21 protein-coding genes are annotated in these 24,702 nt (G+C 55.9%); 20 read left to right on the top strand and 1 reads right to left on the bottom strand.

The window, feature by feature from the left end:
* Positions 1-279 precede the first annotated feature (279 nt).
* The 3 genes from udk (at position 280) to asmA (ending at position 3,456) form a co-directional block, all read left to right on the top strand.
* Entirely contained in the window at positions 280-921 is a 642-nt protein-coding gene (gene udk / locus ACLGE8_RS07530; RefSeq protein ID WP_410997614.1) for a uridine kinase, read from the top strand.
* A gap of 79 nt (positions 922-1,000) precedes the next feature.
* Positions 1,001-1,582 (top strand): dCTP deaminase, encoded by a 582-nt coding sequence (gene dcd, locus ACLGE8_RS07525; RefSeq protein ID WP_185666975.1) that lies wholly within the window; start codon positions 1,001-1,003, stop codon positions 1,580-1,582.
* A gap of 26 nt (positions 1,583-1,608) precedes the next feature.
* Complete coding sequence (gene asmA, locus ACLGE8_RS07520; RefSeq protein ID WP_410997613.1) at positions 1,609-3,456, top strand: outer membrane assembly protein AsmA; 1,848 nt, start codon at positions 1,609-1,611, stop codon at positions 3,454-3,456.
* A gap of 117 nt (positions 3,457-3,573) precedes the next feature.
* On the opposite strand, the gene ACLGE8_RS07515 is transcribed toward asmA, so the two are convergent.
* Positions 3,574-5,157: a TerC family protein gene (locus ACLGE8_RS07515; protein ID WP_410997611.1), complete on the bottom strand. Its 1,584-nt coding sequence runs from the start codon at positions 5,155-5,157 to the stop codon at positions 3,574-3,576.
* A gap of 657 nt (positions 5,158-5,814) precedes the next feature.
* Here ACLGE8_RS07515 and ACLGE8_RS07510 point away from each other — a divergent pair.
* The 17 genes from ACLGE8_RS07510 (at position 5,815) to ACLGE8_RS07430 (ending at position 24,561) form a co-directional block, all read left to right on the top strand.
* On the top strand, positions 5,815-6,948 hold the full coding sequence (locus ACLGE8_RS07510) for a polysaccharide export protein (RefSeq protein WP_410997609.1): 1,134 nt from the start codon (positions 5,815-5,817) through the stop codon (positions 6,946-6,948).
* A 5-nt stretch (positions 6,949-6,953) separates the two neighbouring features.
* Positions 6,954-7,397 carry a low molecular weight protein-tyrosine-phosphatase Wzb gene (gene wzb, locus ACLGE8_RS07505; protein ID WP_410997607.1) on the top strand — a complete coding sequence of 148 codons (444 nt, stop codon included), beginning with the start codon at positions 6,954-6,956 and terminating at the stop codon, positions 7,395-7,397.
* Positions 7,398-7,399: 2 nt separating this feature from the next.
* Positions 7,400-9,562 carry a tyrosine-protein kinase Wzc gene (wzc, locus tag ACLGE8_RS07500; protein WP_410997605.1) on the top strand — a complete coding sequence of 721 codons (2,163 nt, stop codon included), beginning with the start codon at positions 7,400-7,402 and terminating at the stop codon, positions 9,560-9,562.
* Positions 9,563-9,727: 165 nt separating this feature from the next.
* Positions 9,728-10,570, top strand: coding sequence for a colanic acid biosynthesis glycosyltransferase WcaA (wcaA, locus tag ACLGE8_RS07495; protein ID WP_410997603.1), 843 nt, complete (start codon positions 9,728-9,730; stop codon positions 10,568-10,570).
* 2 nt (positions 10,571-10,572) lie between these two features.
* On the top strand, positions 10,573-11,061 hold the full coding sequence (gene wcaB / locus ACLGE8_RS07490) for a colanic acid biosynthesis acetyltransferase WcaB (protein ID WP_410997849.1): 489 nt from the start codon (positions 10,573-10,575) through the stop codon (positions 11,059-11,061).
* Positions 11,058-12,275 carry a colanic acid biosynthesis glycosyltransferase WcaC gene (gene wcaC, locus ACLGE8_RS07485; protein WP_410997601.1) on the top strand — a complete coding sequence of 406 codons (1,218 nt, stop codon included), beginning with the start codon at positions 11,058-11,060 and terminating at the stop codon, positions 12,273-12,275. The genes wcaB and wcaC overlap by 4 nt, the downstream gene beginning before the upstream one ends.
* Positions 12,250-13,473 (top strand): colanic acid polymerase WcaD, encoded by a 1,224-nt coding sequence (wcaD, locus tag ACLGE8_RS07480; RefSeq protein WP_410997599.1) that lies wholly within the window; start codon positions 12,250-12,252, stop codon positions 13,471-13,473. Before wcaC ends, wcaD begins: the two co-directional genes overlap by 26 nt.
* A gap of 8 nt (positions 13,474-13,481) precedes the next feature.
* Positions 13,482-14,228 (top strand): colanic acid biosynthesis glycosyltransferase WcaE, encoded by a 747-nt coding sequence (gene wcaE / locus ACLGE8_RS07475; protein ID WP_410997597.1) that lies wholly within the window; start codon positions 13,482-13,484, stop codon positions 14,226-14,228.
* A 9-nt stretch (positions 14,229-14,237) separates the two neighbouring features.
* Complete coding sequence (gene wcaF, locus ACLGE8_RS07470) at positions 14,238-14,792, top strand: colanic acid biosynthesis acetyltransferase WcaF (protein ID WP_410997595.1); 555 nt, start codon at positions 14,238-14,240, stop codon at positions 14,790-14,792.
* Positions 14,793-14,816: 24 nt separating this feature from the next.
* Entirely contained in the window at positions 14,817-15,938 is a 1,122-nt protein-coding gene (gene gmd, locus ACLGE8_RS07465) for a GDP-mannose 4,6-dehydratase (RefSeq protein WP_410997593.1), read from the top strand.
* A gap of 2 nt (positions 15,939-15,940) precedes the next feature.
* Entirely contained in the window at positions 15,941-16,906 is a 966-nt protein-coding gene (locus ACLGE8_RS07460; RefSeq protein ID WP_410997591.1) for a GDP-L-fucose synthase family protein, read from the top strand.
* 2 nt (positions 16,907-16,908) lie between these two features.
* A complete protein-coding gene (locus ACLGE8_RS07455; RefSeq protein ID WP_410997589.1) occupies positions 16,909-17,388 on the top strand; it encodes a GDP-mannose mannosyl hydrolase in 480 nt (159 codons plus the stop codon).
* On the top strand, positions 17,385-18,608 hold the full coding sequence (wcaI, locus tag ACLGE8_RS07450) for a colanic acid biosynthesis fucosyltransferase WcaI (RefSeq protein WP_410997587.1): 1,224 nt from the start codon (positions 17,385-17,387) through the stop codon (positions 18,606-18,608). Before ACLGE8_RS07455 ends, wcaI begins: the two co-directional genes overlap by 4 nt.
* A 3-nt stretch (positions 18,609-18,611) precedes the next feature.
* On the top strand, positions 18,612-20,048 hold the full coding sequence (cpsB, locus tag ACLGE8_RS07445; RefSeq protein ID WP_410997585.1) for a mannose-1-phosphate guanyltransferase: 1,437 nt from the start codon (positions 18,612-18,614) through the stop codon (positions 20,046-20,048).
* A 106-nt stretch (positions 20,049-20,154) separates the two neighbouring features.
* On the top strand, positions 20,155-21,525 hold the full coding sequence (gene cpsG, locus ACLGE8_RS07440; RefSeq protein WP_410997583.1) for a colanic acid biosynthesis phosphomannomutase CpsG: 1,371 nt from the start codon (positions 20,155-20,157) through the stop codon (positions 21,523-21,525).
* A gap of 150 nt (positions 21,526-21,675) precedes the next feature.
* Complete coding sequence (wcaJ, locus tag ACLGE8_RS07435) at positions 21,676-23,070, top strand: undecaprenyl-phosphate glucose phosphotransferase (protein WP_410997581.1); 1,395 nt, start codon at positions 21,676-21,678, stop codon at positions 23,068-23,070.
* Between the two features lie 9 nt (positions 23,071-23,079).
* Complete coding sequence (locus ACLGE8_RS07430) at positions 23,080-24,561, top strand: MOP flippase family protein (protein WP_410997579.1); 1,482 nt, start codon at positions 23,080-23,082, stop codon at positions 24,559-24,561.
* Positions 24,562-24,702 lie beyond the last annotated feature (141 nt).

Below are 24,702 nucleotides of genomic sequence, written 5' to 3'. Positions count from 1 at the left end.
TTTTATCGGTTCGGTGACACTTATTGACAATAATCGGCAATTGATCACAAGTGTAATATTCGCTTCGTGAATAACGACTTGCGCCGGAACGTGCCTCGGCAGCGTTTCACCGATTGTCGCCGCCAATCGATGCATACGACTGGTATCGTCGCTATGAAATCCCTATAATTGCCGCGTTTGGCGCGGGTACACCTGATTATTCAGAACTTCACCTCTTGAATAATATTGTCTGTCCGTGCCGTCCTTCCTATCATCCAGGTTAATCGGGTCGCAAAATTTATGACTGATAAGTCTCATCAGTGCGTCATTGTAGGCATCGCCGGCGCATCGGCTTCAGGTAAAAGTCTTATTGCTAGTACGCTGTATCGCGAATTACGCGAGCAGGTTGGTGATGAGCATATCGGTGTTATCCCTGAAGATAGCTATTACAAAGACCAAAGTCACCTGTCCATGGAAGATCGGGTAAAAACCAATTACGACCATCCTAACGCGATGGACCACAGTCTGCTGTTCCAGCATTTGCAGACCTTAAAGCGCGGCACCGCCATTGAACTGCCGGTTTACAGTTACGTCGAGCACACCCGTACCAAGGAAACGATCCACATCGAACCGAAAAAAGTGATCATCCTTGAAGGTATCCTGCTGCTGACGGATGCGCGCCTGCGTGAAGAGATGAACTTCTCTATTTTCGTTGATACCCCGCTGGATATTTGCCTGATGCGCCGTATTAAGCGTGATGTTAATGAGCGCGGACGTTCGATGGACTCCGTAATGGCTCAGTATCAGAAAACCGTGCGTCCAATGTTCCTGCAGTTTATCGAGCCGTCCAAGCAGTACGCCGACATCATCGTGCCGCGTGGGGGTAAAAACCGCATCGCTATCGACATTCTGAAAGCGAAAATTAGCCAGTTTTTTGAATAACTCACGCGAATTGTGTAACGTGCATTAATAGCCCTCAACCATGCCGGAAGAGGGCAGGTAGTACATAAAGGAGAGTGATATGCGTCTGTGCGACCGAGACATAGAAGCCTGGCTGGATGACGGCCGACTGTCGATTAACCCGCGTCCGCCGATTGAGCGTATCAACGGCGCGACGGTTGACGTGCGTTTAGGTAACAAATTTCGTACCTTCAGCGGTCATACGGCGGCCTATATTGATTTAAGCGGGCCGAAGGCGGAAGTCAGCGCGGCGCTGGATCGCGTCATGAGCGAAGAGATTGTGCTGCCTGAGGGCGATGCTTTCTATCTGCACCCGGGTGAGCTGGCGCTGGCGGTGACGCTGGAGTCGGTGACGCTGCCGGCAGATCTGGTTGGCTGGCTCGACGGGCGTTCCTCGCTGGCGCGTCTGGGGCTGATGGTACACGTGACGGCCCACCGTATCGATCCAGGCTGGTCCGGCTGTATCGTGCTGGAGTTCTATAATTCAGGCAAACTGCCTCTGGCGCTGCGTCCAGGGATGTTAATCGGCGCGCTGAGCTTTGAGCCGCTGTCTGGCCCGGCCGATCGCCCGTACAATCGCCGTGAAGATGCGAAATATCGCGATCAGCAGGGTGCGGTCGCCAGTCGTATTGATAAAGACTGATCCGCCGCGAACCTGATGAGGGTGCCATGAGACGAATATTGACGACGCTGATGATCCTGCTGGTGGTGCTGGTCGCTGGACTGTCATCGCTGGTGCTGCTGGTGAATCCCAATGATTTCCGCAGCTATATGGTGAAACAGGTTGAAGCACGTAGTGGTTATCAGCTCCAGCTTGATGGCTCGTTGCGCTGGCACGTCTGGCCGCGTCTGAGCATCCTCTCGGGTCGTATGACCTTAACCGCGCCGGGGGCCAGTGCGCCGCTGGTGCGGGCTGACAATATGCGTCTTGACGTGGCGCTGATGCCGCTGCTTTCGCATCAGCTTCAGGTGAAGCAGGTGATGCTTAAAGGCGCGGTGATTCAGCTAACGCCGCAAACCGAAGCCGAACGGGCGCAAAACGCCCCGGTAGCGCCGAAAGGCACATCGCTGCCGCAGGAACCGGGCAACAGCGGCTGGTCCTTTGATATTGCGGCACTGCAGGTCGTGGATAGCGTGCTGGTCTTCCAGCATGAAGACGACGAGCAGGTAACGGTACGCGATATTCGTCTGCAGATGGAACAGGATGCCAACCATCAGGCAGAAGTCGATTTCTCCGGTCGCCTCAACCGCGACCAGCGCGATTTAACCCTCAGTTTTTCCGCTCAGGTTCAGGCTGCGGACTACCCGCATCGCCTGGATGCGCAGCTGTCGCAGCTTAGCTGGCAGCTCCAGGGCGCAGATCTTCCCGCGCAGGGCATCAGCGGAAACGGTAGCCTGAACGCCAGCTGGCAGGAGGAGGCGAAGAAGCTCAGCTTTAGCGCCCTTAACCTGACGGCAAACGACAGTTCATTGAGTGGTGCTGGCAGCGTAATTCTTGACGATCACCCTGTCTGGGCGCTGGATCTGCAGTCCGAAAAGCTCAATCTTGATAACCTGCTGCTGCATTCGGATATTTTGCCGAGCGGCGGCGGTGAAGTCCAAAAGGCGCAGGCGACGTCAAAACAGCCACGTCCGGTTATCGCCAATGGCGTGAAGGTGGTGCCGTACAGCGGGCTGAACAGCTTTGATGGCACGCTGGCGATGACGGCAAAGCAGGTGGTTTGGCGCGAAATGCCGTTTACTGACGTGCGGATTCAGGCTGATAACCAGCGCGGGTTGCTGCACATCGCCCAACTGGAAGGAAAACTCGACGGCGGGACGCTCTCGTTGCCGGGGACGGTAGACGCCCGTAACGGCGCACCGAAAGCTGAGTTCCAGCCGAAGATCGATAACCTCGAGATAGGCAGTCTGCTGAAAGCCTTTAACTACCCGATAGACATGGCAGGTAAAATGTCGCTGGCGGGGGATTTCTCCGGCTCGGTGGTAGATGCCAACCATTTCCGTCGCGACTGGCAGGGGCAGGCATCCATCGAGATGCGTGATACCCGTACCGAAGGGCTCAACTTCCAGCAACTGGTGCAGCAGGCGGTTGAACGCAGCACCAACGTGCGTGCTCAGGAAAACGACGACAGCGCGACGCGCCTCGATAAGCTCACCGCCGATATCGATCTCGACAGCGGCATTCTGACCCTCGACAACATGAACGGCTCGTCATCGCTGATGTCATTAACCGGCAAAGGCGCACTGGATCTGGTGAAAGAAGAGGGCGATATGCAGTTTGCTATTCAGGTGACTGATGGATGGCAGGGCGAGGGCAAGCTGGTGGATATGCTCAAGCGTACCGCGATTCCGCTGCGGGTTTACGGCAAATGGTCAGCGCTGAATTACAGTCTGCAGGTTGATCAGATCCTGCGTCGTCAGTTGCAAAACGAAGCGAAGCGGCGGCTGAATGATTGGGCCGAGCGCAATAAAAACACCCAGGCCGGCAAAGACGCACAGAAGCTGTTGAATAAGTAGGCCGGATAAGGCGTAGCCGCCATCCGGTAATGTGCGCAGGTCTGTCTTATTGGGCCTGTAATACAAAACCCGGCGGCGCTTCGCTTGGCCGGGCTACAACTTGCACTCAGTCCCTCACTACACCTCGTAATCCCACTCATCATCCTTCGGCGGCGGGATAATCTGCACTTTCAGTACCCGGTGGCTCGCAACCTTCAGGGTTTTGAGCGTCCATGGGCCAATCTGCACCTCTTCACCGGCTTTCGGAATACGCTGCAGGTGCTCCATCAGCAGCCCGGCGATGGTGTGATATTCACGCTTCTCGTCCAGCGGCAGTGGTATGTACTGCACCAAATCTTCCAGCGGCATATGCCCGTTAGCGGTCCAGGTGCCGTCGGCGTTCTTCTGAATGTCGTGGCGGGCATCAATCTCTTCCGCTTCGTTAGGCAGGTTGCCGGCGATGGTTTCCGTTACGTCGCTGAGCGTCACAATCCCTTCCACCGAACCAAACTCATCCACCACAAAAGCGAAGTGGGTACGGGCGTTGCGGAACTGCTCCAGCGCCGACAGCAGCGGCAGCGCTTCCGGGAACACTAGCGGCTGGCGGATTAACACCCGCAGATCCAGCGGCTCGCCGCGTAGCGATTGTTGCAGCAGGTCGATGACGTGTACAACGCCGAGCAAATCCTCTTCATCATCACCGCCGGTAACCACCAGACGGGTATGCTGGTTTTTCTCCAGCAGCGCACGGACTTCGCTTTCCGGCGCGCTCAGGTCGATGTGCTCAATATCATGACGTGAAGTCATGATGCTGCTTACCGTACGCTGGTTGAGGTTCAGCACGCGCTCAATCATCCGCCGCTCCTGCGGGTCGAAGATTTGCTGGTCGCTCTGGTCTACCAGCAGTGAAGCGGTACCCGCATCAAGCTCGGCATCCTCTTTTTGACCGCTCAGCAGACGCATCACCGCCTCGGTGGTGCGGCTACGCAGCGACTGGTTGGCGGTGAGGAAGCGGCGACGGTTAAAGATAGCCAGTTGATTTAAGAACTCGATCATTACCGAGAAGCCGATGGCGGCGTACAGATAACCTTTCGGAATGACGAGGCCGAAACCTTCCGCCACCAGGCTAAAGCCAATCATCAGCAGGAAGCTCAGACACAGAATAACAATCGTCGGGTGGCTGTTTACAAAGCGGGTCAGCGCCCGGCTGGCCAGCAGCATCAGGCTGATAGCAATAATGACCGCAGCCATCATTACCGCCAGATGGTCAACCATGCCGACGGCGGTGATCACCGAGTCAAGCGAGAAGACCGCATCCAGCACCACGATTTGCGCGACAACGCCCCAGAAACGCGCGCCGCGGCGCTGCGTCGGGTTGTCGCTATCTTTCCCCTCCAGCCGCTCGTTCAGCTCTACCGTGGCTTTAAACAGCAGGAAGAAGCCGCCGACCAGCATAATCAGGTCGCGGGCGCTAAAGGTGAAGTCGCGGATGCTAAATAGCGGTTTGGTCAGAGTGACCAGCCATGAGATAGAGGCCAGCAGCAGCAGGCGCATCAGCATCGCCAGAATCAGCCCGGTGACGCGCGCGCGGTCGCGCTGAGCTGGCGGCAGTTTTTCGGCGAGGATGGCGATAAACACCAGATTATCAATTCCGAGAACCAGCTCGATGACGACCAGCGTCACGAGCCCCGCCCAAATAGACGGATCGGCAATCCATTCCATACGTTGGTTAAAACCTTATGTTATATGACGATTTGATCATGGATAAAGCGACGGCAAATTGCAACGTCTGGCTGCGATTTCTCACGGTAAAAAACCAATATACAACAGGAAATAATAGCGAAAAATGGCCATGGGTTTATTGTTGATAATATATTTTTCGGTGGTGCGTAATTTTATCTGTCAACATAAAGAAAATCCTAAAAAGTCATACGATATTGATCTTAATCTTATTCTTAAAATTATTTTTTAAGCGGGGCTAACCTTGCCTGATATTCGCTTAGCTGCAACAATTCTTCCGGTACTGAATGGAATAGCCATTGATGTACGTCATGAAATAGTCATGCGGGAATAAAAGTCTCTGCATTATATATCCAGGAATATTCTCCACTCTTATTTTCAGTGTGGATGAAACCCATATAACAATATGATTTTTAGGTGAATTGGTAGCTATGAGCCAAGGGCGGTAGCGTGCCCGAAGGCGTGAAGCGAAGCCTCGATTATTCTGTCAATAGCCTGCGGACGAATCCAAACTTTTTTCGGATATATGCCAGTTATATTCGCCGGTAATTAAATGCATGGTGGATGTAAGGGTAATCAAATGGTACGGATTAATTTAATTCGCACAGGATAATTTTCTGCCAAAGTGATAAATAATCAATGATGAAATCCAAACTAAAATTGATGCCATTATTGGTGTCGGTAACCTTGATGAGTGGTTGCACCATACTTCCCGGCAGCAATATGTCTACCTACGGAAAAGATGTGATTAAGCAGCAGGATGCTGATTATGACATTGGCCGAATGGTGAATGTTTATCCGCTGACCCCGCGACTGATTGAACAATTACGCCCGCGTCCTAACGTCGCGCAGCCCAACATGTCGCTGGATCAGGAGTTAAGCAATTACCAGTACCGCGTGGGGTCGGGCGACGTGCTGAACGTCACCGTCTGGGACCACCCGGAGCTGACGACCCCGGCGGGGCAGTATCGCAGCTCCAGCGACACCGGCAACTGGGTTCAGCCTGATGGCACCATCTTCTATCCCTACATCGGCAAAGTGCAGGTTAAAGGGCGCACGCTGGCGGAAATCCGCCAGACCATTACCCAGCGTCTGGCCGCCTATATCACCGACCCGCAGGTTGACGTCAACGTCGCCGCCTTCCGCTCGCAAAAAGTCTACGTCTCCGGACAGGTGAACAAATCCGGCCAACAGGCGATCACCAACGTGCCGCTGACCGTGCTGGACGCCATTAACGCCGCCGGCGGGCTGGGCGAACTGGCCGACTGGCGCAACGTGGTGCTGACGCACGACGGCCGCGAGCAGCGTATCTCCGTGCAGGCGCTGATGCAGAACGGCGATCTGAGCCAGAACCGTCTGCTCTACCCGGGCGACATTCTGTTCGTGCCGCGCAACGACGATCTCAAAGTGTTCGTGATGGGCGAAGTGAAGAAACAGAGCACGCTCAAAATGGACTTCAGCGGCATGACGCTGACCGAAGCGCTTGGCCAGGCGGAAGGTATCGACCTGACCACCTCGGACGCCAGCGGCATCTTCGTTATTCGTCCAACCAAAGAGGGCAACAACGGCAAGATGGCCAACGTCTACCAGCTGGATATGTCCGATGCGACCTCGCTGGTGATGGCGACCAACTTTGTCCTGCAGCCTTACGACGTGGTTTACGTCACCACCGCACCGGTTGCCCGTTGGAACCGTCTGATCAACCAACTGTTGCCGACCATCAGTGGCGTTCGCTACATGACCGACTCGGCGAAAGACATTCACACCTGGTAACCGCCATGTTTAACAAAATTCTTGTGGTATGCGTGGGGAACATCTGCCGTTCCCCCACGGCAGAACGCCTGTTACGCCGTCATCTTCCGGCTGTCACCGTTGACTCGGCGGGGCTGGGGGCGTTGGTGGGCAAATCGGCGGATGAGCGCGCCGTTAGCGTCGCCGCAGTGCATGACATTTCGCTTGAGGGGCACTGCGCGCGGCAAATATCCGGGCGCATGTGCCGGGAGTACGACCTGATTCTGGCGATGGAGAGACGGCACGTTGCCACCCTGCATGAAATGGCGCCGGAGATGCGCGGCAAGGTGATGCTGTTTGGCCATTGGGATAACGAGCGCGAGATCCCCGATCCGTATCGCAAAAGCCGCGAGGCGTTTGAAGCGGTGTACCAGTTACTCGACAGGTCTGCCAGCCAGTGGGCTCAGGCATTGAAAGCGCAGCAGGGATAACCATGACTGATAAAGTAAAACAGATAAGCCCGCCGGCCTCGGGCGGCGATGAGATTGATATTGGCCGCCTGGTGGGAACCGTTATTGAAGCCAAGTGGTGGGTGGCGGGTATTACGGCGCTGTTCGCCGCCGCTGCCATTATCTACGCCATCTTCGCCACGCCTATCTACAGCGCCGATGCGCTGGTGCGTATTGAGCAGAATCAGGGCAGCGCGCTGGTGCAGGATATCAGCAATGCCTTAACCAGTAAGCCGCCAGCCTCTGAGGCGGAGATCCAGATGATCACTTCCCGTCTGGTGCTCGGCAAAACCGTCGACGACCTGGATCTTGATATTGCGGTCAGTAAAAACACCTTCCCGATTCTGGGAGCGGGGTGGGATCGCCTGATGGGGCGTCAGAACCAGACCGTCAAAGTCACCACCTTCGAACGCCCGGCCTCAATGGCGGACAGCACCTTCACGCTGGATGTGCTGAGCCCAACCACCTTCCGTTTTAGCAACGATAGTGGTTTTAGCGTTGATGGCAAAGTGGGTGAGCCTGTCAATAAAGGCGGCGTGTCGCTGGTGGTTGCCGGGATTGCCGCCGATGAAGGGGCCAGTTTTACGGTCACCAAATACTCGACGCTGGGGATGATCAATACCCTGCAAAACAGCCTGAGCGTTACCGAAGATGGCAAAGACTCCGGCGTGCTGACGCTGACCATGGTGGGGCAAGACAAAGACCAGATCCGCGAAATCCTCAACAGCATTGCCCGCAACTATGTGGCGCAGAACGTGGCGCGCAAATCGGAAGAGGCGGCGAAGAGCCTGGAGTTCCTCGAAGTGCAGCTGCCGCAGGTGCGCAGCCAGCTTGATATCGCCGAAAACAAACTGAACGCCTACCGTCAGCAGAAAGACTCCGTCGACCTGCCGCTGGAGGCCAAGTCGGTGCTCGACTCGATGGTGAACATCGATGCTCAGCTTAACGAACTGACTTTCCGTGAAGCGGAGATCTCCAAGCTTTACACCAAAATCCACCCGGCGTACCGCACGCTGCTGGAAAAACGTCGGGCGCTGGAAGAAGAGAAAGCAAAGCTGAGCCAGCGTGTGACGGCTATGCCAAAAACCCAGCAGGAAATAGTGCGTCTGACCCGCGACGTCGAGTCCGGTCAGCAGGTCTATATGCAGCTGCTGAACAAACAGCAGGAGCTGAAAATTACCAAAGCCAGCACCGTGGGCGATGTGCGTATCGTCGACCCGGCGATTACCCAGCCGGGCGTGGTGAAGCCGAAGAAAGCGCTGATTATCCTTGGCAGCATTATCCTTGGCCTGATGCTGTCGATTGTCGGCGTACTGCTGCGCTCGCTGTTTAACCGCGGTATCGAAAGCCCGCAGGTGCTGGAAGAGCAGGGCATCAACGTGTATGCCAGCATCCCGCTCTCCGAATGGCAGAAATCTCGCGATAGCGTGAAGAGCGTCAACGGCGTGAAACGCTATAAGCAGAGCCAACTGTTGGCGATAGGTAACCCGACCGATCTCGCGATTGAAGCCATTCGCAGCCTGCGCACTAGCCTGCACTTCGCCATGATGCAGGCGCAAAACAATGTGCTGATGATGACTGGCGTGAGTCCCTCCATCGGTAAAACCTTCGTCTGCGCCAACCTCGCGGCGGTGATTAGCCAGACCAACAAGCGGGTGCTGATGATCGACTGCGATATGCGTAAAGGCTACTCCCACGAGCTGCTCGGCACCACCAACGATAACGGCCTGTCGGACGTACTGGTGGGCAAAACGGCGATCGAACACTGTGCGAAGAAAACCTCGGTTGCCAACTTCGACCTCATCCCTCGCGGGCAGATCCCGCCGAACCCGTCTGAACTACTGATGGCGGAGCGTTTTAGCGAACTGCTGAAATGGGGGAGTGCGAACTATGACCTGGTGCTGATTGATACCCCACCCATTCTCGCCGTCACCGACGCCGCGATTGTGGGCCGCCATGCGGGCACCACGCTGATGGTGACGCGCTATGCGGTCAATACGCTCAAAGAAGTGGAGACCAGCCTGAGCCGCTTTGAGCAGAACGGCATCGCGGTAAAAGGGGTGATCCTCAACTCGATCTTCCGCCGCGCTACCGGTTATCAGGATTACGGCTACTACGAGTACGAGTATCAGTCGGATTCTAAATAGCATTTTCCCCCTCACCCTAACCCTCTCCCCATAGGGGATAGAGGACCGTTCGGCGCTCATCTTCACATTCTGAGGGAGGGCTGGTTCGGTTTTCTCCCTCGCCCCTTTGGGGAGAGGGCCGGGGTGAGGGGAATAACCGCCCAATTGCCTATTCAGGGATATCCCATGACAACAGACTATCCGTTGATCTCCATCTATATGCCGACCTGGAACCGACAGCAGCTGGCGATTCGCGCCATCAAATCGGTTTTGCGTCAGGACTATCCCCACTGGGAAATGATTATCGTCGATGATTGCTCCAGCAGCTTCGAGCAGCTCCAGCAGTACATCGCCGAGCTGAACGATAGCCGCGTACAGTACACCCATAACGCCTTTAACTCCGGCGCCTGCGCGGTGCGTAATCAGGCGATTTTACAGGCTAAAGGCCAGTTTATTACCGGCATCGACGACGACGATGAGTGGACGCCCACCCGGCTCTCGACCTTTCTGGCGGACAAACAGCAGCTTAACAGCCACGCGTTTCTCTACGCCAACGACTACGTCTGCGAAGGGGAGGTCTATTCGCAGCCAGCCAGCCTGCCGCTGTACCCGAAATCACCGTTCTCTCGTGAACTGTTCTACAAGCGCAACATTATTGGCAACCAGGTCTTTAGCTGGGCGTGGCGCTTTAAAGAGTGCCTGTTCGATACCGAACTGAAGGCGGCGCAGGACTACGACATTTTTCTGCGCATGGTGATGGCCTACGGTGAACCGTGGAAGATTGAAGCGGCGACGCAAATTCTGCACATCAATCACGGGGAGATGCAGATCACCTCCTCGCCGAAAAAATTCTCCGGCTACTTCAGCTTCTATCGCAAGCATAAGGAGAAGTTTGACCGCGCCAGCAAGAAGTACCAACTCTTCACCCTGTACCAGATCCGCAATAAACGGATGACCTGGAAGACGTTTCTGACGCTGCTGTCGGTGCGTAACGGTAAGCGCTGGGTTGATGGATTACGGAGTAAATAATGCTGCTGGAAGATTTACGCGCCAATAGCTGGAGCCTGCGCCCGTGCTGCATGGTCACCGCTTATCGCGTTGCCCATTTCTGCTCGGTGTGGCGCAAGAAAAACGTCCTTAACAATCTGTGGGCTGCGCCGGTACTGGTGGCCTATCGCCTCATCACCGAATGCATCTTTGGCTATGAAATTCAGGCGGCGGCGACCATTGGTCGACGATTCACCATTCACCATGGCTATGCGGTGGTGATCAATAAAAACGTAGTGGCGGGGGATGACTTAACGATTCGCCACGGCGTCACCCTCGGCAACCGCGGCCCGAATAGCCTGGACTGCCCTACGCTTGGCAACGGCGTGGAGTTGGGCGCGAACGTGGTCATTATTGGCGGTATCACTATCGGCAATCAGGTGACTATCGGCGCGGGTAGCGTGGTGCTGGACGATATTCCCGACCATGCGCTGGTGGTGGGCGAAAAAGCGCGAGTGAAGGTAATTAAATGAATATTCTGCAATTTAACGTTCGTCTCGCCGAAGGCGGCGCGGCAGGCGTGGCGCTGGACCTGCATCAGCGCGCGCTGCGTCAGGGGCTGTCCTCGCAGTTTATCTATGGCTACGGCAAGGGCGGCAAAAAGAGCGTCAGCCACGAGCGTTATCCGCAGGTGGTGAAACAGACCGCGCGACTGACCTCAATGGCAAACCTGGCGCTGTTCCGCCTGTTTAACCGCGACCTGTTCGGCAACCTGAATAACCTTTACCGTCAGGTGACCCGTACCCAGGGGCCGGTGGTGCTGCATTTTCACGTGATGCACAGTTACTGGCTGAATCTGGCGGAGATGATTGATTTTTGCGAGCGCATCAAGGCGCATAAAGCGGACGTCACGCTGGTCTGGACGCTGCACGACCACTGGAGCGTCACCGGTCGCTGTGCGTTTCTTGACGGCTGCGACGGTTGGAAAAACGGCTGTCTGAAGTGCCCGACGCTCGACAACTATCCGCCGGTTAAGGTGGATCGCGCCCATCAGCAGGTGGAAGAAAAACGTCATCTCTTCCGCCGCATGCTCGCGCTCGGCTGCCAGTTTATCTCCCCGAGCCAGCATGTGGCAGATGCCTTTAATAGCCTGTATGGCCCGGGGCGCTGCCTGATTATCAACAACGGTATTGATGTGGCCACCGAAGCCATTCTGGCGGAGCTGAAGCCGATGACGGCGACCGCTCCTCGACCAAAAATTGCCGTTGTCGCTCACGACCTGCGCTATGACGGTAAAACCAACCAGCGGCTGGTGCGCGACATTATGGCGCTCGGCGATAAAGTGGAAATTCATACCTTCGGTAAGTTCTCGCCGTTTGAAGGCGCCAACGTGGTGAACCACGGTTTTCTCACCGACAAGCGCCAGTTGATGAGCGAACTCAACCCGCTCGATGCGCTGCTGTTTAGCTCTCGGGTCGATAACTACCCGCTAATCCTTTGCGAAGCGCTCTCTATTGGCGTGCCGGTAATCGCCACCCACAGCGAGGCGGCAAAAGAGGTGCTGGAAAAATCCGGCGGCCATACGGTTGACGAAAGCGCGGCGCTTTCGCTGGTGCAGATGCCGAAGGCGGAGATTGCGCAGGCGGTGTTTGGCACCACGCTCAGCGCGTTCAGCGCCCGCAGCCGTAAAGCCTATAGCGGGCAACAGATGCTGGAGGAATATGTCTCGTTCTATCAGAGTCTGTAGCTATCTGCTGCTGCCGTTAATCTATCTGTTGGTTAACGTGAAGCTGGCGCAGCTCGGCGAGAGCTTTCCTATCACCATCGTGACCTTCCTCCCGCTGCTGCTGTTGCTGTTCGTTGAACGCATTAACCTGAAAAAGCTGATGATTGCCCTCGGGCTTGGCGTGGGGTTGACGCTGTTCAACTATGTGTTCGGCCAGTCGCTGGACCCGAGCAAATACGTCACCTCGACGATGCTGTTTGTCTACATCGTTATCATCATTGGCATGGTCTGGAGCATTCGTTTTAAAACCATTTCACCGCACAACCACCGTAAGATCCTGCGCTTTTTTTACGTGGTTATCGGCATTGTGGTGATGCTTGCCGCGCTCGAGATGGTGCAAATTATTCTCTCCGGCAGCAGTAGCCTGATTGAGATGATTTCGAAATATCTTATTTACAGTAATAGCTATGTACTGAACTTTATCAAATTTGGCGGAAAGCGCACCACGGCCCTCTATTTCGAACCGGCATTCTTCGCTCTGGCATTAATCTCAATTTGGCTCTGCATCAAACAGTTTGGTATCAAAACCCCAAAATCTGATGCTATGATTCTCGCAGGGATAATTCTTTCAGGATCGTTCTCTGGGGTAATGACATTTATCCTGTTCTATCTGCTGGAATGGGCGTTCCAGTACCTGAACAAAGAGGCGATTAAAAAGAAATTGCCCTTAGCAATTATTTCTTTAGGGGCTTTCTTTGTCGGCCTGATATTTGCTGGCCCTTATATTGCAGAACGTGTTGGTGATTTGGGGACGGAAGGGTCGTCATCGTATTACCGGATTATTGGCCCGTTGGTAATGGTCGGTTATTCATTGACCAGTATTGATGGGGTGGTGCGTTTCGGTTCTCTTTACGAATATGTTGCATCATTCGGAATATTTAACGGTGCGGATGTCGGAAAAACCATAGACAATGGACTGTATCTGTTAATGATCTATTTTTCCTGGTTTGCCGTGATATTAACCATCGGCTACCTGTATTACGTTTTTAGAATGTTCATTAACGCTTTTGGGAATAATCGTAATTTCGCCGTGCAGCTGTATCTTTTCACGCCGGTATCACTGTTTTTTACCGGTTCGATATTTAGCCCGGAATATGCTTTTTTAATTGTATGTCCCTTTATTCTGCGTAAAGCGCTGAATATTGCCGACAGCAGATGAGGTGGAACATGTTGTTAAGTGTGGTGACCGTGGCGTTTCGTAACGTGGAAGGGGTGATGAAAACCTGGCGTTCGCTGGCCCATCTGGCGAACGATCCGAGCCTCGCTTTTGAGTGGATTGTGGTGGACGGCGGCTCTGAAGATGGTACGGCGGAATTTCTCGAAAAACGTAATGGGCAATACAAGTTACGCTACGTCAGCGAGCCGGATAAAGGGCTGTATGACGCGATGAATAAAGGTATTCGCATGGCTCAGGGCAAGTTCGTCTTGTTCCTCAATTCCGGTGACAGCTTTCATCCGGACGTCTCGCAGTTTGTCCGCCAACTTCGCGGCAAGAGCGATGATGCCATGTACCTCGGTGATGCAATGCTCGACTTTGGCGATGGCACTCAGATTCGCCGCAGTGCGAAGCAGGGCTGGTATATTTACCACAGCCTGCCGGCCAGCCATCAGGCTATTTTCTTCCCGCTGCGTGGGTTGAAAAATCACCCTTACGATGTGCAGTACCGCGTCTCTTCAGATTATGCGTTGGCCGCCAGGATGTATAAATCAGGTTATGCCTTTAAACGTATTAAAGGTCTGGTTTCTGAATTTTCAATGGGTGGTGTGTCAACCACTAATAACCTGCAATTGTGTCAGGATGCTAAAAAAGTGCAGCAAGAGATATTACGCATGCCAGCGGTACTGACGGAATTATCTTATTTATTACGCCTGCGAACGACCGGGAAAACTAAAGCCTTATATCACAAAGCTTAAGGAAACAGGATGCAGGAATTATCTGGCTTTACGGTGCCGAAAGGTTTTCGCGGCGCTGGGGGCATTAAAGTTCAAATCTGGTGGGCGGTGCAGGCGACGTTATTTGCCTGGTCCCCGCAGATACTCTACCGCTGGCGCGTATTTTTATTACGTTTGTTCGGCGCAAAAATAGGAAAAAACGTAGTCATTCGCCCCTCGGTAAAAATCACCTATCCGTGGAAATTAACCATCGGTGATTATGCCTGGGTTGGGGACGATGCAGTATTATATACCCTCGGTGATATTACCCTTGGGGCAAATTCAGTCGTCTCACAGAAATGTTATTTATGCACCGGCAGCCACGATTATCAGAGCGCGCATTTTGATATTAACGCCACGCCCATTGTGGTCGGTGAGAAATGCTGGCTGGCAACGGATGTCTTCGTTGCCCCCGGTGTGACGATTGGCGACGGCACCATCGTGGGTGCACGAAGCAGCGTTTTTAAATCGCTACCGGCAAATGTGATTTGCCGTGGCAATCCCGCAGTGGTCACGCGTAAACGCGTTGAGAAAGTTACTCCCTAAACGGGACTATTTGAGGAAAATATAATGTCGAAAGTCGCACTTATTACCGGCGTAACCGGGCAGGATGGTTCTTATCTGGCGGAACTGCTGCTGGAAAAAGGGTATGAAGTTCACGGGATCAAACGTCGTGCTTCCTCCTTTAACACCGAACGTGTCGATCACATCTACCAGGATCCGCACAGCAGCAACCCGAAATTTCACCTGCACTATGGCGATTTGACCGACAGCTCCAACCTGACGCGTATTCTGCAGGAAGTGCAGCCGGATGAAGTGTATAACCTCGGTGCGATGAGCCACGTGGCGGTGTCGTTCGAATCCCCGGAATACACTGCTGACGTGGATGCGATGGGGACGCTGCGTCTGCTGGAAGCCATCCGTTTCCTGGGTCTTGAAAAGAAAACCCGTTTTTATCAGGCGTCCACCTCTGAGCTGTACGGCCTGGTGCAAGAGATCCCGCAGAAAGAGACCACCCCGTTCTATCCGCGCTCGCCGTATGCCGTCGCCAAACTGTATGCCTATTGGATCACGGTTAACTATCGCGAATCCTACGGTATGTACGCCTGTAACGGCATTCTGTTCAACCACGAATCCCCGCGCCGTGGCGAAACCTTTGTGACCCGCAAAATCACCCGTGCGATTGCCAATATCGCCCAGGGGCTGGAGAAGTGCCTGTACCTCGGCAACATGGACTCCCTGCGTGACTGGGGCCATGCCAAAGACTACGTCAAAATGCAGTGGATGATGCTGCAACAGGAACAGCCGGAAGATTTCGTTATCGCCACCGGCGTGCAGTATTCCGTGCGCCAGTTCGTTGAAATGGCCGCAGCACAGCTCGGTATCAAACTGCGTTTTGAAGGTAAAGGCGTGGAAGAGAAGGGGATTGTGGCCTCCGTCACCGGTCACGATGCGCCGGGCGTGAAGCCGGGCGATGTGATGGTGGCCGTTGACCCACGCTACTTCCGTCCTGCAGAGGTGGAAACCCTGCTCGGCGACCCGACCAAAGCGCACGAAAAACTGGGCTGGAAACCGGAAATCACCCTGCAGGAGATGGTCTCTGAAATGGTCGCCAAAGACCTTGAAGCGGCGAAAAAACACTCCCTGCTGAAATCCCACGGTTACGAAGTGGCGATCGCGCTGGAGTCTTAAGTATGACCAGAGAACGCATTTTTGTGGCGGGCCACCGGGGAATGGTGGGCTCTGCCATCGTCCGACAGCTTGAGCAGCGCGGCGACGTGGATCTGGTTCTGCGCAGCCGCGACGAGCTCAACCTGCTGGACAGCCGTGAAGTGCACGATTTCTTCGCCCGCGAAAATATCACTCAGGTGTATCTGGCGGCAGCGAAGGTGGGCGGTATTGTTGCTAACAACACCTTCCCGGCGGACTTCATCTACGAAAACATGATGATTGAGAGCAACATCATTCATGCGGCGCATACGCACAACGTGAACAAGCTGCTGTTTCTCGGTTCATCCTGTATTTATCCGAAGATGGCCAACCAGCCGATGCACGAAAGCGAGCTGCTGCAGGGGACGCTGGAAGCCACCAACGAGCCGTACGCGATTGCCAAAATCGCCGGGATCAAGCTGTGCGAGTCCTACAACCGTCAGCACAACCGCGACTATCGCTCGGTGATGCCGACCAACCTGTACGGGCCGAACGATAACTTCCACCCGAGCAACTCCCACGTGATCCCGGCGCTGCTGCGTCGCTTCCACGAAGCGGTGCAGAAGAACGACGCCGACGTGGTGGTGTGGGGCAGCGGTACGCCAATGCGCGAGTTTCTTCACGTCGATGATATGGCGGCTGCCAGCATCCACGTGATGGAGCTGGACCGCAGCGTGTGGCTGGAAAACACGCAGCCGATGCTGTCGCACATTAACGTCGGCACCGGCGTTGACTGCACCATCCGCGAGCTGGCGCAGACGCTGGCAAAAGTGGTGGGCTTTAAAGGCAGCGTGGTGTTTGACGCCACCAAGCCAGATGGGACGCCGCGCAAGCTGCTCGACGTATCGCGCCTGCATCAACTGGGCTGGTATCACGAGATTTCACTGGAGGCTGGGCTTGCCAGCACCTACCAGTGGTTCCTCGAAAACCAGCACCGCTTCCGGGGGTAACCATGTTTCTGAACGAGGAGGCGTTTGCCACCGTGGTGCATTCTACGCCGCTCATCTCTATCGATTTGATCGTCGAGAACGCACAGGGCGAATTTCTGCTGGGTAAGCGCACCAACCGTCCTGCGCAGGGATTCTGGTTTGTCCCTGGCGGGCGGGTACAGAAAGATGAACCGCTGGCCGAGGCGTTTGCCCGCCTTACCGAGGCGGAACTGGGGCTGAGCCTGCCGATGACGGCAGGCCGCTTCTACGGCGTCTGGCAGCATTTCTACGATGACAACTTTTCGGGGACGGATTTTTCCACCCATTACATCGTGCTGGGGTTCCGCCTGCAGGTGGACGCCGATGCGCTCACCCTTCCGGACGCTCAGCATAACGATTACCGCTGGATGAGCCCTAAGGCGCTACTGGCAGCGGATAACGTCCACGAAAACAGCCGTGCCTACTTCCGGGTCGACAAAATGGCCGAGGTACCGGGCTTATGAAGATTCTGGTGTATGGCATTAACTACTCGCCTGAACTGACCGGCATCGGCAAGTACACCGGAGAAATGGTGGAGTGGATGGCGCGTCAGGGCCATGAAGTTCGGGTGATTACCGCACCGCCGTACTACCCGGAGTGGCAGGTTGGCGAGAATTACTCCAGCTGGCGCTACCGCCGGGAAGAGGGCGAAGCCACCGTGTGGCGCTGCCCGTTGTATGTGCCAAAGCAGCCCTCGACGCTCAAGCGCCTGCTGCATCTTGGCAGCTTTGCGCTCAGCAGCTTCTTCCCGCTGATGGCCCAGCGCCGCTGGAAGCCGGACCGCATTATCGGCGTAGTACCGACGCTGTTTTGCACACCGGGCATGCGCCTGTTAGGCAAACTCTCTGGGGCGCGCACGCTGCTGCATATTCAGGATTATGAAGTCGACGCGATGTTAGGGCTCGGCATGGCCGGTAACGGCAAATCCGGCAAGGTGGCGAAGCTCGCCAGCGCCTTTGAGCGCAGCGGCCTGCACAACGTCGATAACGTCTCGACTATCTCGCGTTCGATGATGAACAAAGCCTGCGAGAAGGGCGTCCCGGCGGAGAAGGTGATCTTCTTCCCTAACTGGTCTGAAGTATCGCGTTTCCGCGAGGTGTCAGAGACATTGGTTATCGCGCTGCGTCAGCGCCTGGGGCTGCCGGACGATCGCCGGATTGTGCTTTACTCCGGCAACATCGGTGAAAAACAGGGGCTGGAGAGCGTGATTACCGCCGCCGAGCAACTGCGTGAACAGCCGCTGCTGTTTGTGATTGTCGGCCAGGGCGGCGGCAAAGCGCGGCTGGAAAAAATGGCCGCCGAGCGTGGGCTGGATAACGTGAAGTTTCTGCCGCTGCAATCTTATGACGATTTACCCGCCCTGCTGGCGATGGGCGACTGCCATCTGGTTATCCAGAAGCGTGGCGCGGCGGATGCGGTACTGCCGTCCAAGCTGACCAATATTCTGGCGGTGGGCGGCAACGCGGTGATTACCGCTGAAGCGGACACCGAGCTCGGACAGCTGTGTCTCGACAACCCAGGCATCGCGGTGTGCGTCACGCCTGAATCGGTTCCGTCGCTGGTGGAAGGGATTGAACAGGCGCTAAGCATGCCAAAACGTAACGCGGCAGCCCGCGCCTGGGCAGAACGTTCGCTCGAAAAAGAGCACGTGCTTAACCAATTTATTGCTGATATTCGGGGTTAAACGATGAGTCAATCTACGCTTTTCCCGGTCGTAATGGCCGGTGGCTCGGGCAGTCGCCTGTGGCCGTTGTCCCGAGTGCTGTACCCCAAGCAGTTCCTGTGCCTGAAAGGGGACATGACCATGCTGCAGGCCACGGTTAACCGTCTGGAAGGGGTGAAGTGCGCGAGCCCGGTGGTTATCTGCAACGAGCAGCACCGTTTTATCGTCGCCGAGCAGCTGCGCCAGCTGAACAAGCTGACCGAAAACATCATTCTGGAACCTGCCGGGCGTAACACCGCCCCGGCGATAGCGCTGGCTGCGCTGGCTGCTATTCGCCGCGAGCCGGATAACGACCCGCTGATGCTGGTGCTGGCGGCGGATCACGTCATCCAGGACGAAGACGCTTTCCGCGCAGCGGTGCGCGAAGCCACGCCGTACGCCGAAAGCGGCAAGCTGGTGACCTTCGGTATCGTGCCGAGCCTGCCGGAAACCGGCTATGGCTACATTCGTCGCGGTGAGGTGAGCCCAGGGGCGGGCGAGGCGTTAGCCTTTGAAGTTGCGCAGTTTGTGGAAAAACCGAATCTCGATACCGCTCAGGCCTACGTCGCCTGCGGTGAATATTACTGGAACAGCGGCATGTTCCTGTTCCGCGCCGGGCGTTACCTGGAAGAGCTGGGCAAATATCGCCCGGACATATTTCGCGCCTGCGAAAGCGCCATGAACGTCACCGACCCGGATCTCGATTTTATCCGCGTTGAAGAAGAGGCTTTTCTGAGCTGCCCGGACGAGTCGATTGACTACGCGGTGATGGAACGCACTAACGACGCAGTCGTGGTGCCGATGGACGCCGGCTGGAGTGACGTCGGCTCCTGGTCATCGCTGTGGGAAATCAGCAATCACACCCCGGAAGGCAATGTGCACCACGGCGATGTGATTAGCCACCAAACCGAAAACAGCTACATCTACGCGGAATCTGGCCTGGTGACCACCGTCGGGGTAAAGGATTTGGTGGTGGTGCAGACCAAAGACGCGGTGCTTATCGCCGATCGCAACGCGGTGCAGGACGTGAAAAAGGTGGTCGAGAAAATTAAGGCCGACGGCCGACATGAACACCATATCCATCGCGAAGTCTATCGCCCGTGGGGCAAATACGACTCTATCGACTCCGGCGATCGCTACCAGGTTAAGCGCATTACCGTGAAGCCGGGCGAGGGACTCTCTCTGCAGATGCATCACCACCGGGCTGAACACTGGATCGTGGTGGCCGGCACCGCCAAAGTGACGTTGGGCGATGAGGTCACCCTGCTGGGTGAGAATGAATCTATCTACATCCCATTGGGCGTCACCCACTGCCTGGAAAACCCGGGAAAAATTCCGCTCGACCTGATTGAAGTGCGCTCCGGAACCTATCTCGAAGAGGACGACGTAGTGCGATTCGCCGACCGCTACGGGCGCGTGTAGCGCGCCTATTCTGCCCGGTGGCGCTGTGCCATCCGGCAAATTACGAAACGAAAAATCATGACCCTCACCGGTCAGGGATAACCGTTGCCTGAAGAAAGGTAAAAACATGAAAAAGCTAACCTGTTTTAAAGCCTATGACATTCGCGGCAAGCTGGGCGAAGAGCTGAACGAAGAGATTGCCTGCCGTATTGGTCGCGCCTATGGCGAATACCTGAAACCGAAAACCGTGGTGCTGGGCGGCGACGTACGCCTGACCAGCGAAGCGCTGAAATTAGCGCTGGCACGCGGCCTGCGCGATGCGGGCGTGGACGTGCTGGATATCGGCCTTGCCGGTACCGAAGAGATCTATTTCGCTACCTTCCATTTAGGTGTGGACGGCGGCATTGAAGTGACTGCCAGCCATAACCCGATGGACTATAACGGCATGAAGCTGGTGCGCGAAGGCGCGCGTCCTATCAGCGGTGATACCGGGCTGCGCGACATTCAGCGTCTTGCTGAAGAGAACTTCTTCCCGCCGGTAGACGACGCAAAACGCGGCAGCTATCAGCAAATTAACCTGCGCGATGCCTACGTTGACCATCTGCTGGGCTATATCGACGTTAAAAACCTCACCCCGCTTAAGCTGGTTATCAACTCCGGTAACGGTGCGGCGGGCCCGGTTATTGATGCGCTGGAAGCCCGCTTTAAGGCGCTGAACGTGCCGGTCAGCCTGATTAAGGTGCATAACAACCCGGACGGCAACTTCCCGCACGGCATTCCTAACCCGCTGCTGCCGGAGTGTCGTGACGACACCCGCGATGCGGTGTTGAAGTACGGCGCCGATATGGGTATCGCCTTTGACGGCGATTTCGATCGCTGCTTCCTGTTCGATGAACAAGGGCAGTTTATCGAAGGCTACTACATCGTTGGCCTGCTGGCGGAAGCCTTCCTCGAGAAAAACCCCGGTGCGCGCATTATTCACGACCCGCGCTTGTCCTGGAACACCGTTGACGTGGTGACCGCCGCGGGCGGCACGCCGGTGATGTCGAAAACCGGCCATGCGTTTATCAAAGAGCGCATGCGTAAGGACGACGCGGTGTACGGCGGCGAGATGAGCGCCCATCACTACTTCCGTGATTTTGCCTACTGCGACAGCGGGATGATCCCGTGGCTGCTGGTGAGTGAACTGCTGTGCCTGAAGGGCCAAACCCTGGGACAACTGGTGCATGACCGCATGGCGGCGTTCCCGGCAAGCGGCGAGATCAACAGCCAGCTGAAAGCGCCGTCGGAGGCGATTGCCCGGGTGGAAGCCCACTTTGCCGGCAGCGCGCTGGAGATTGACCGCACCGATGGCATTAGCCTGGCGTTTGCCGACTGGCGCTTTAACCTGCGTTCGTCAAATACCGAACCGGTGGTGCGCCTGAACGTGGAATCTCGCGGCAATACGCCGCTGATGCAGGCGCGAACGCAGGACATTCTGGCGCTGCTTAATCAGTAACAACTGCCCCTCACCCTAACCCACTCCCCACAGGGGAGTGGGGACTGTCCGGAGCGCTCCCTCAATCCCAGAGGGAACCGTCCGGTTTTCTCCCTCGCCCCTATGGGGAGAGGGCCGGGGTGAGGGGAAAACGACGATATAGGACCGACGATGACGACTCTAAAAAAGCGCGAACGAGCCAAAACGAATGCATCGTTAATCTCCATGGTGCAACGTTTTTCAGATATCACCATCATGATAGGTGGGCTGTGGCTGGTGTGTCAGGCTGTCGCGTTGCCGTTTTTGTACCTGCATCTGCTGATGGCGCTGGTCACGCTGGTGGTGTTCCAGATGATCGGCGGGATCACCGACTTTTATCGCTCATGGCGCGGCGTTCGCATCACTACCGAGCTGCTACTGCTGTTACAGAACTGGACGTTGAGCCTGGTCTTTACCGCCGGCCTGCTGGCGTTTAACGATGACTTCAACACCAACTTCGCCATGTGGCTGGCGTGGTATCTGCTGAGCACCATCGGCATGCTGGCCAGCCGGGCGTTTATCCGCTATGGCGCGGGCGTGCTGCGCCATCGTGGCTATAACACCCGCTATGTGGCGGTGGCAGGTGATATGCCGGAAGGGCAGGCGCTGCTGGAGAGCTTCCGCAACCAACCGTGGCTTGGCTATGCGGTGGTGGGCTGCTACCACGACGCGAAACCGGGCGGCGTGAATACCGACTGGATGGGCAACTTCGAGCAACTCCTCGACGACGCGCGCAGCGGTAAAATCCACAACGTCTACATCTCCATGGCGATGCAGGAAGAAATCCAGATTAAAAATCTGGTACGCGACTTAGCGGACACCACCTGCACCGTGCTGCTGATCCCTGACGTCTTCACCTTCAACATCCTGCACTCCCGCGTCGAAGTGGTGAACGGTATTCCCGTCGTCCCGCTGTATGACACCCCGCTCTCCGGCGTAAACCGCATCCTGAAACGACTGGAAGATATCGTGCTGGCGAGCGGCATTCTGCTGCTGATTTCCCCCGCGCTGTGCTGCATCGCGCTGGCGGTGAAGCTCAGTTCGCCAGGGCCAATCATTTTCCGCCAGACCCGCTACGGCATGGACGGTAAGCCTATCAAGGTGTGGAAATTCCGCTCAATGAAGGTGATGGAGAACGACAAGGTGGTGACTCAAGCCACGCAGAACGACCCGCGCGTGACCCGTGTGGGCAACTTCCTGCGCCGCACCTCGCTTGATGAACTGCCGCAGTTTATCAACGTGCTCACCGGCGGGATGTCGATTGTTGGCCCGCGCCCGCACGCCGTGGCGCACAACGAGCAGTACCGTCAGCTCATTGAAGGCTACATGCTGCGCCACAAAGTGAAGCCCGGTATTACCGGCTGGGCGCAGATCAACGGCTGGCGCGGCGAGACCGACACCCTGGAAAAAATGGAAAAACGGGTGGAATTCGACCTCGAGTACATCCGCGAGTGGAGCCTGTGGCTCGATATCAAAATTGTTTTCCTGACGGTGTTTAAAGGCTTCGTCAACAAAGCAGCCTATTGAGGACGCAACATGGGCTTACGAGAAAAAACCATCAACGGCGCAAAATGGTCGGCGATGGCAACGGTGGTGATTATTGGCCTCGGGCTGGCGCAGATGACCGTGCTGGCGCGGCTGTTTGACGGCCACCAGTTTGGCCTGCTTACCGTATCGCTGGTGATTATCGCGCTGGCGGACACGCTGTCGGACTTCGGCATTGCCAACTCAATTATTCAGCGCAAAGAAATTAGCCAACTGGAGCTGACCACGCTCTACTGGCTGAACGTGGGGCTGGGGGTGGCGGTGTTTGCGGCGGTGTATTTGCTGAGCGACACCATCGCCAATCTGCTGCATAACCCGGATTTAGCGCCGCTGATTAAAACGCTGTCGCTGGCGTTTGTGGTGATTCCCCATGGTCAGCAGTTTCGCGCCTTGATGCAAAAGGAGCTGGAGTTCAACAAGATTGGCTCCATTGAGACCGCCGCCGTACTGTCGGGCTTCACCTTCACGGTGGTCAGCGCCTGCTTCTGGCCGCTGGCGATGACCGCTATTCTCGGTTACCTGGTTAATAGCGCCGTGCGGACGCTGCTGTTTGGCTACTTTGGCCGCAAAATTTACCACCCGGGCCTGCATTTTTCGCTGGCTACCGTGATGCCCAACCTGCGATTTGGTGCGTGGCTGACGGCAGACAGCATCGTTAACTATATCAACACCAACCTTTCTACCCTGACCCTGGCACGTATTCTCGGGGCGAGCGTGGCGGGTGGCTATAACCTGGCCTACAACGTGGCGGTGGTGCCGCCAATGAAGCTTAACCCGATTATCACCCGCGTGCTGTTCCCGGCGTTTGCCAAGATTCAGGACGACAACGACAAGCTGCGGGTGAACTTCTACAAGCTGCTGTCGGTGGTGGGGATTATCAACTTTCCAGCGCTGCTGGGGCTGATGGTGGTGAGCAATAACTTCGTGCCGTTGGTGTTTGGCGAGAAGTGGATGCATATCGTGCCTATCCTGCAACTGCTGTGCGTGGTGGGGCTGCTGCGTTCTGTTGGCAACCCGATTGGCTCGCTGCTGATGGCGAAAGCGCGGGTGGACATCAGCTTTAAATTCAACGTGTTTAAAACCTTCCTGTTTATTCCTGCGGTGATTGTCGGCGGGGAGATGGGCGGCGCGATTGGCGTCACGCTCGGCTTCCTGCTGGTGCAAATCATCAACACCATCCTCAGCTACTTCGTGATGATCAAACCGGTGCTGGGGCCGGGCTACCGTGACTACCTGCTGAGCCTGTGGCTGCCGTTCCGGCTTTCGCTGCCGACGCTTATCACCAGCTATGCCGTCGGGCGACTGCTGGCTGGCAGCGTATCGCTACCAATGCTGCTGGCGCTACAGGTGCTGGTGGGCGTACTGAGCTTTGCGCTGGTGATTGTGCTGTCGCGCAATAGCCTGCTGATTGAACTTAAAAAACCGCTCTGTCGGAGCCAGAAACTGAAGACGCTGCTACGCGTTTCTAATTAACCGTTGATGTAGGCCTGATAAGCGTAGCGCCATCAGGCAGCCCGGCGCAGATTGCCGGATGGCGGCGTTGCCTTATCCGGCCTACGTTCGACAATGACGCATTTTTGATTGATTTGCTTGAAACCCCTTTGATGAGGCCAT

Origin of the sequence: Kluyvera sp. 142486, from assembly GCF_046569695.1 — a bacterium.
GTDB lineage: Bacteria > Pseudomonadota > Gammaproteobacteria > Enterobacterales > Enterobacteriaceae > Kluyvera.
Note: the sequence above shows the minus strand (reverse complement) of the source record. Positions and strands in the feature narration are given on the sequence as shown.

Bases quoted from the DNA above. Each gene is read 5' to 3' on its own strand.
- udk (WP_410997614.1), top strand. From the start codon at position 280: ATGACTGATAAGTCTCATCAGTGCGTCATTGTAGGCATCGCCGGCGCA.
- dcd (WP_185666975.1), top strand. From the start codon at position 1,001: ATGCGTCTGTGCGACCGAGACATAGAAGCCTGGCTGGATGACGGCCGA.
- asmA (WP_410997613.1), top strand. From the start codon at position 1,609: ATGAGACGAATATTGACGACGCTGATGATCCTGCTGGTGGTGCTGGTC.
- ACLGE8_RS07515 (WP_410997611.1), bottom strand. From the start codon at position 5,157: ATGGAATGGATTGCCGATCCGTCTATTTGGGCGGGGCTCGTGACGCTG.
- ACLGE8_RS07510 (WP_410997609.1), top strand. From the start codon at position 5,815: ATGATGAAATCCAAACTAAAATTGATGCCATTATTGGTGTCGGTAACC.
- wzb (WP_410997607.1), top strand. From the start codon at position 6,954: ATGTTTAACAAAATTCTTGTGGTATGCGTGGGGAACATCTGCCGTTCC.
- wzc (WP_410997605.1), top strand. From the start codon at position 7,400: ATGACTGATAAAGTAAAACAGATAAGCCCGCCGGCCTCGGGCGGCGAT.
- wcaA (WP_410997603.1), top strand. From the start codon at position 9,728: ATGACAACAGACTATCCGTTGATCTCCATCTATATGCCGACCTGGAAC.
- wcaC (WP_410997601.1), top strand. From the start codon at position 11,058: ATGAATATTCTGCAATTTAACGTTCGTCTCGCCGAAGGCGGCGCGGCA.
- wcaD (WP_410997599.1), top strand. From the start codon at position 12,250: ATGTCTCGTTCTATCAGAGTCTGTAGCTATCTGCTGCTGCCGTTAATC.
- wcaE (WP_410997597.1), top strand. From the start codon at position 13,482: ATGTTGTTAAGTGTGGTGACCGTGGCGTTTCGTAACGTGGAAGGGGTG.
- wcaF (WP_410997595.1), top strand. From the start codon at position 14,238: ATGCAGGAATTATCTGGCTTTACGGTGCCGAAAGGTTTTCGCGGCGCT.
- gmd (WP_410997593.1), top strand. From the start codon at position 14,817: ATGTCGAAAGTCGCACTTATTACCGGCGTAACCGGGCAGGATGGTTCT.
- ACLGE8_RS07460 (WP_410997591.1), top strand. From the start codon at position 15,941: ATGACCAGAGAACGCATTTTTGTGGCGGGCCACCGGGGAATGGTGGGC.
- ACLGE8_RS07455 (WP_410997589.1), top strand. From the start codon at position 16,909: ATGTTTCTGAACGAGGAGGCGTTTGCCACCGTGGTGCATTCTACGCCG.
- wcaI (WP_410997587.1), top strand. From the start codon at position 17,385: ATGAAGATTCTGGTGTATGGCATTAACTACTCGCCTGAACTGACCGGC.
- cpsB (WP_410997585.1), top strand. From the start codon at position 18,612: ATGAGTCAATCTACGCTTTTCCCGGTCGTAATGGCCGGTGGCTCGGGC.
- cpsG (WP_410997583.1), top strand. From the start codon at position 20,155: ATGAAAAAGCTAACCTGTTTTAAAGCCTATGACATTCGCGGCAAGCTG.
- wcaJ (WP_410997581.1), top strand. From the start codon at position 21,676: ATGACGACTCTAAAAAAGCGCGAACGAGCCAAAACGAATGCATCGTTA.
- ACLGE8_RS07430 (WP_410997579.1), top strand. From the start codon at position 23,080: ATGGGCTTACGAGAAAAAACCATCAACGGCGCAAAATGGTCGGCGATG.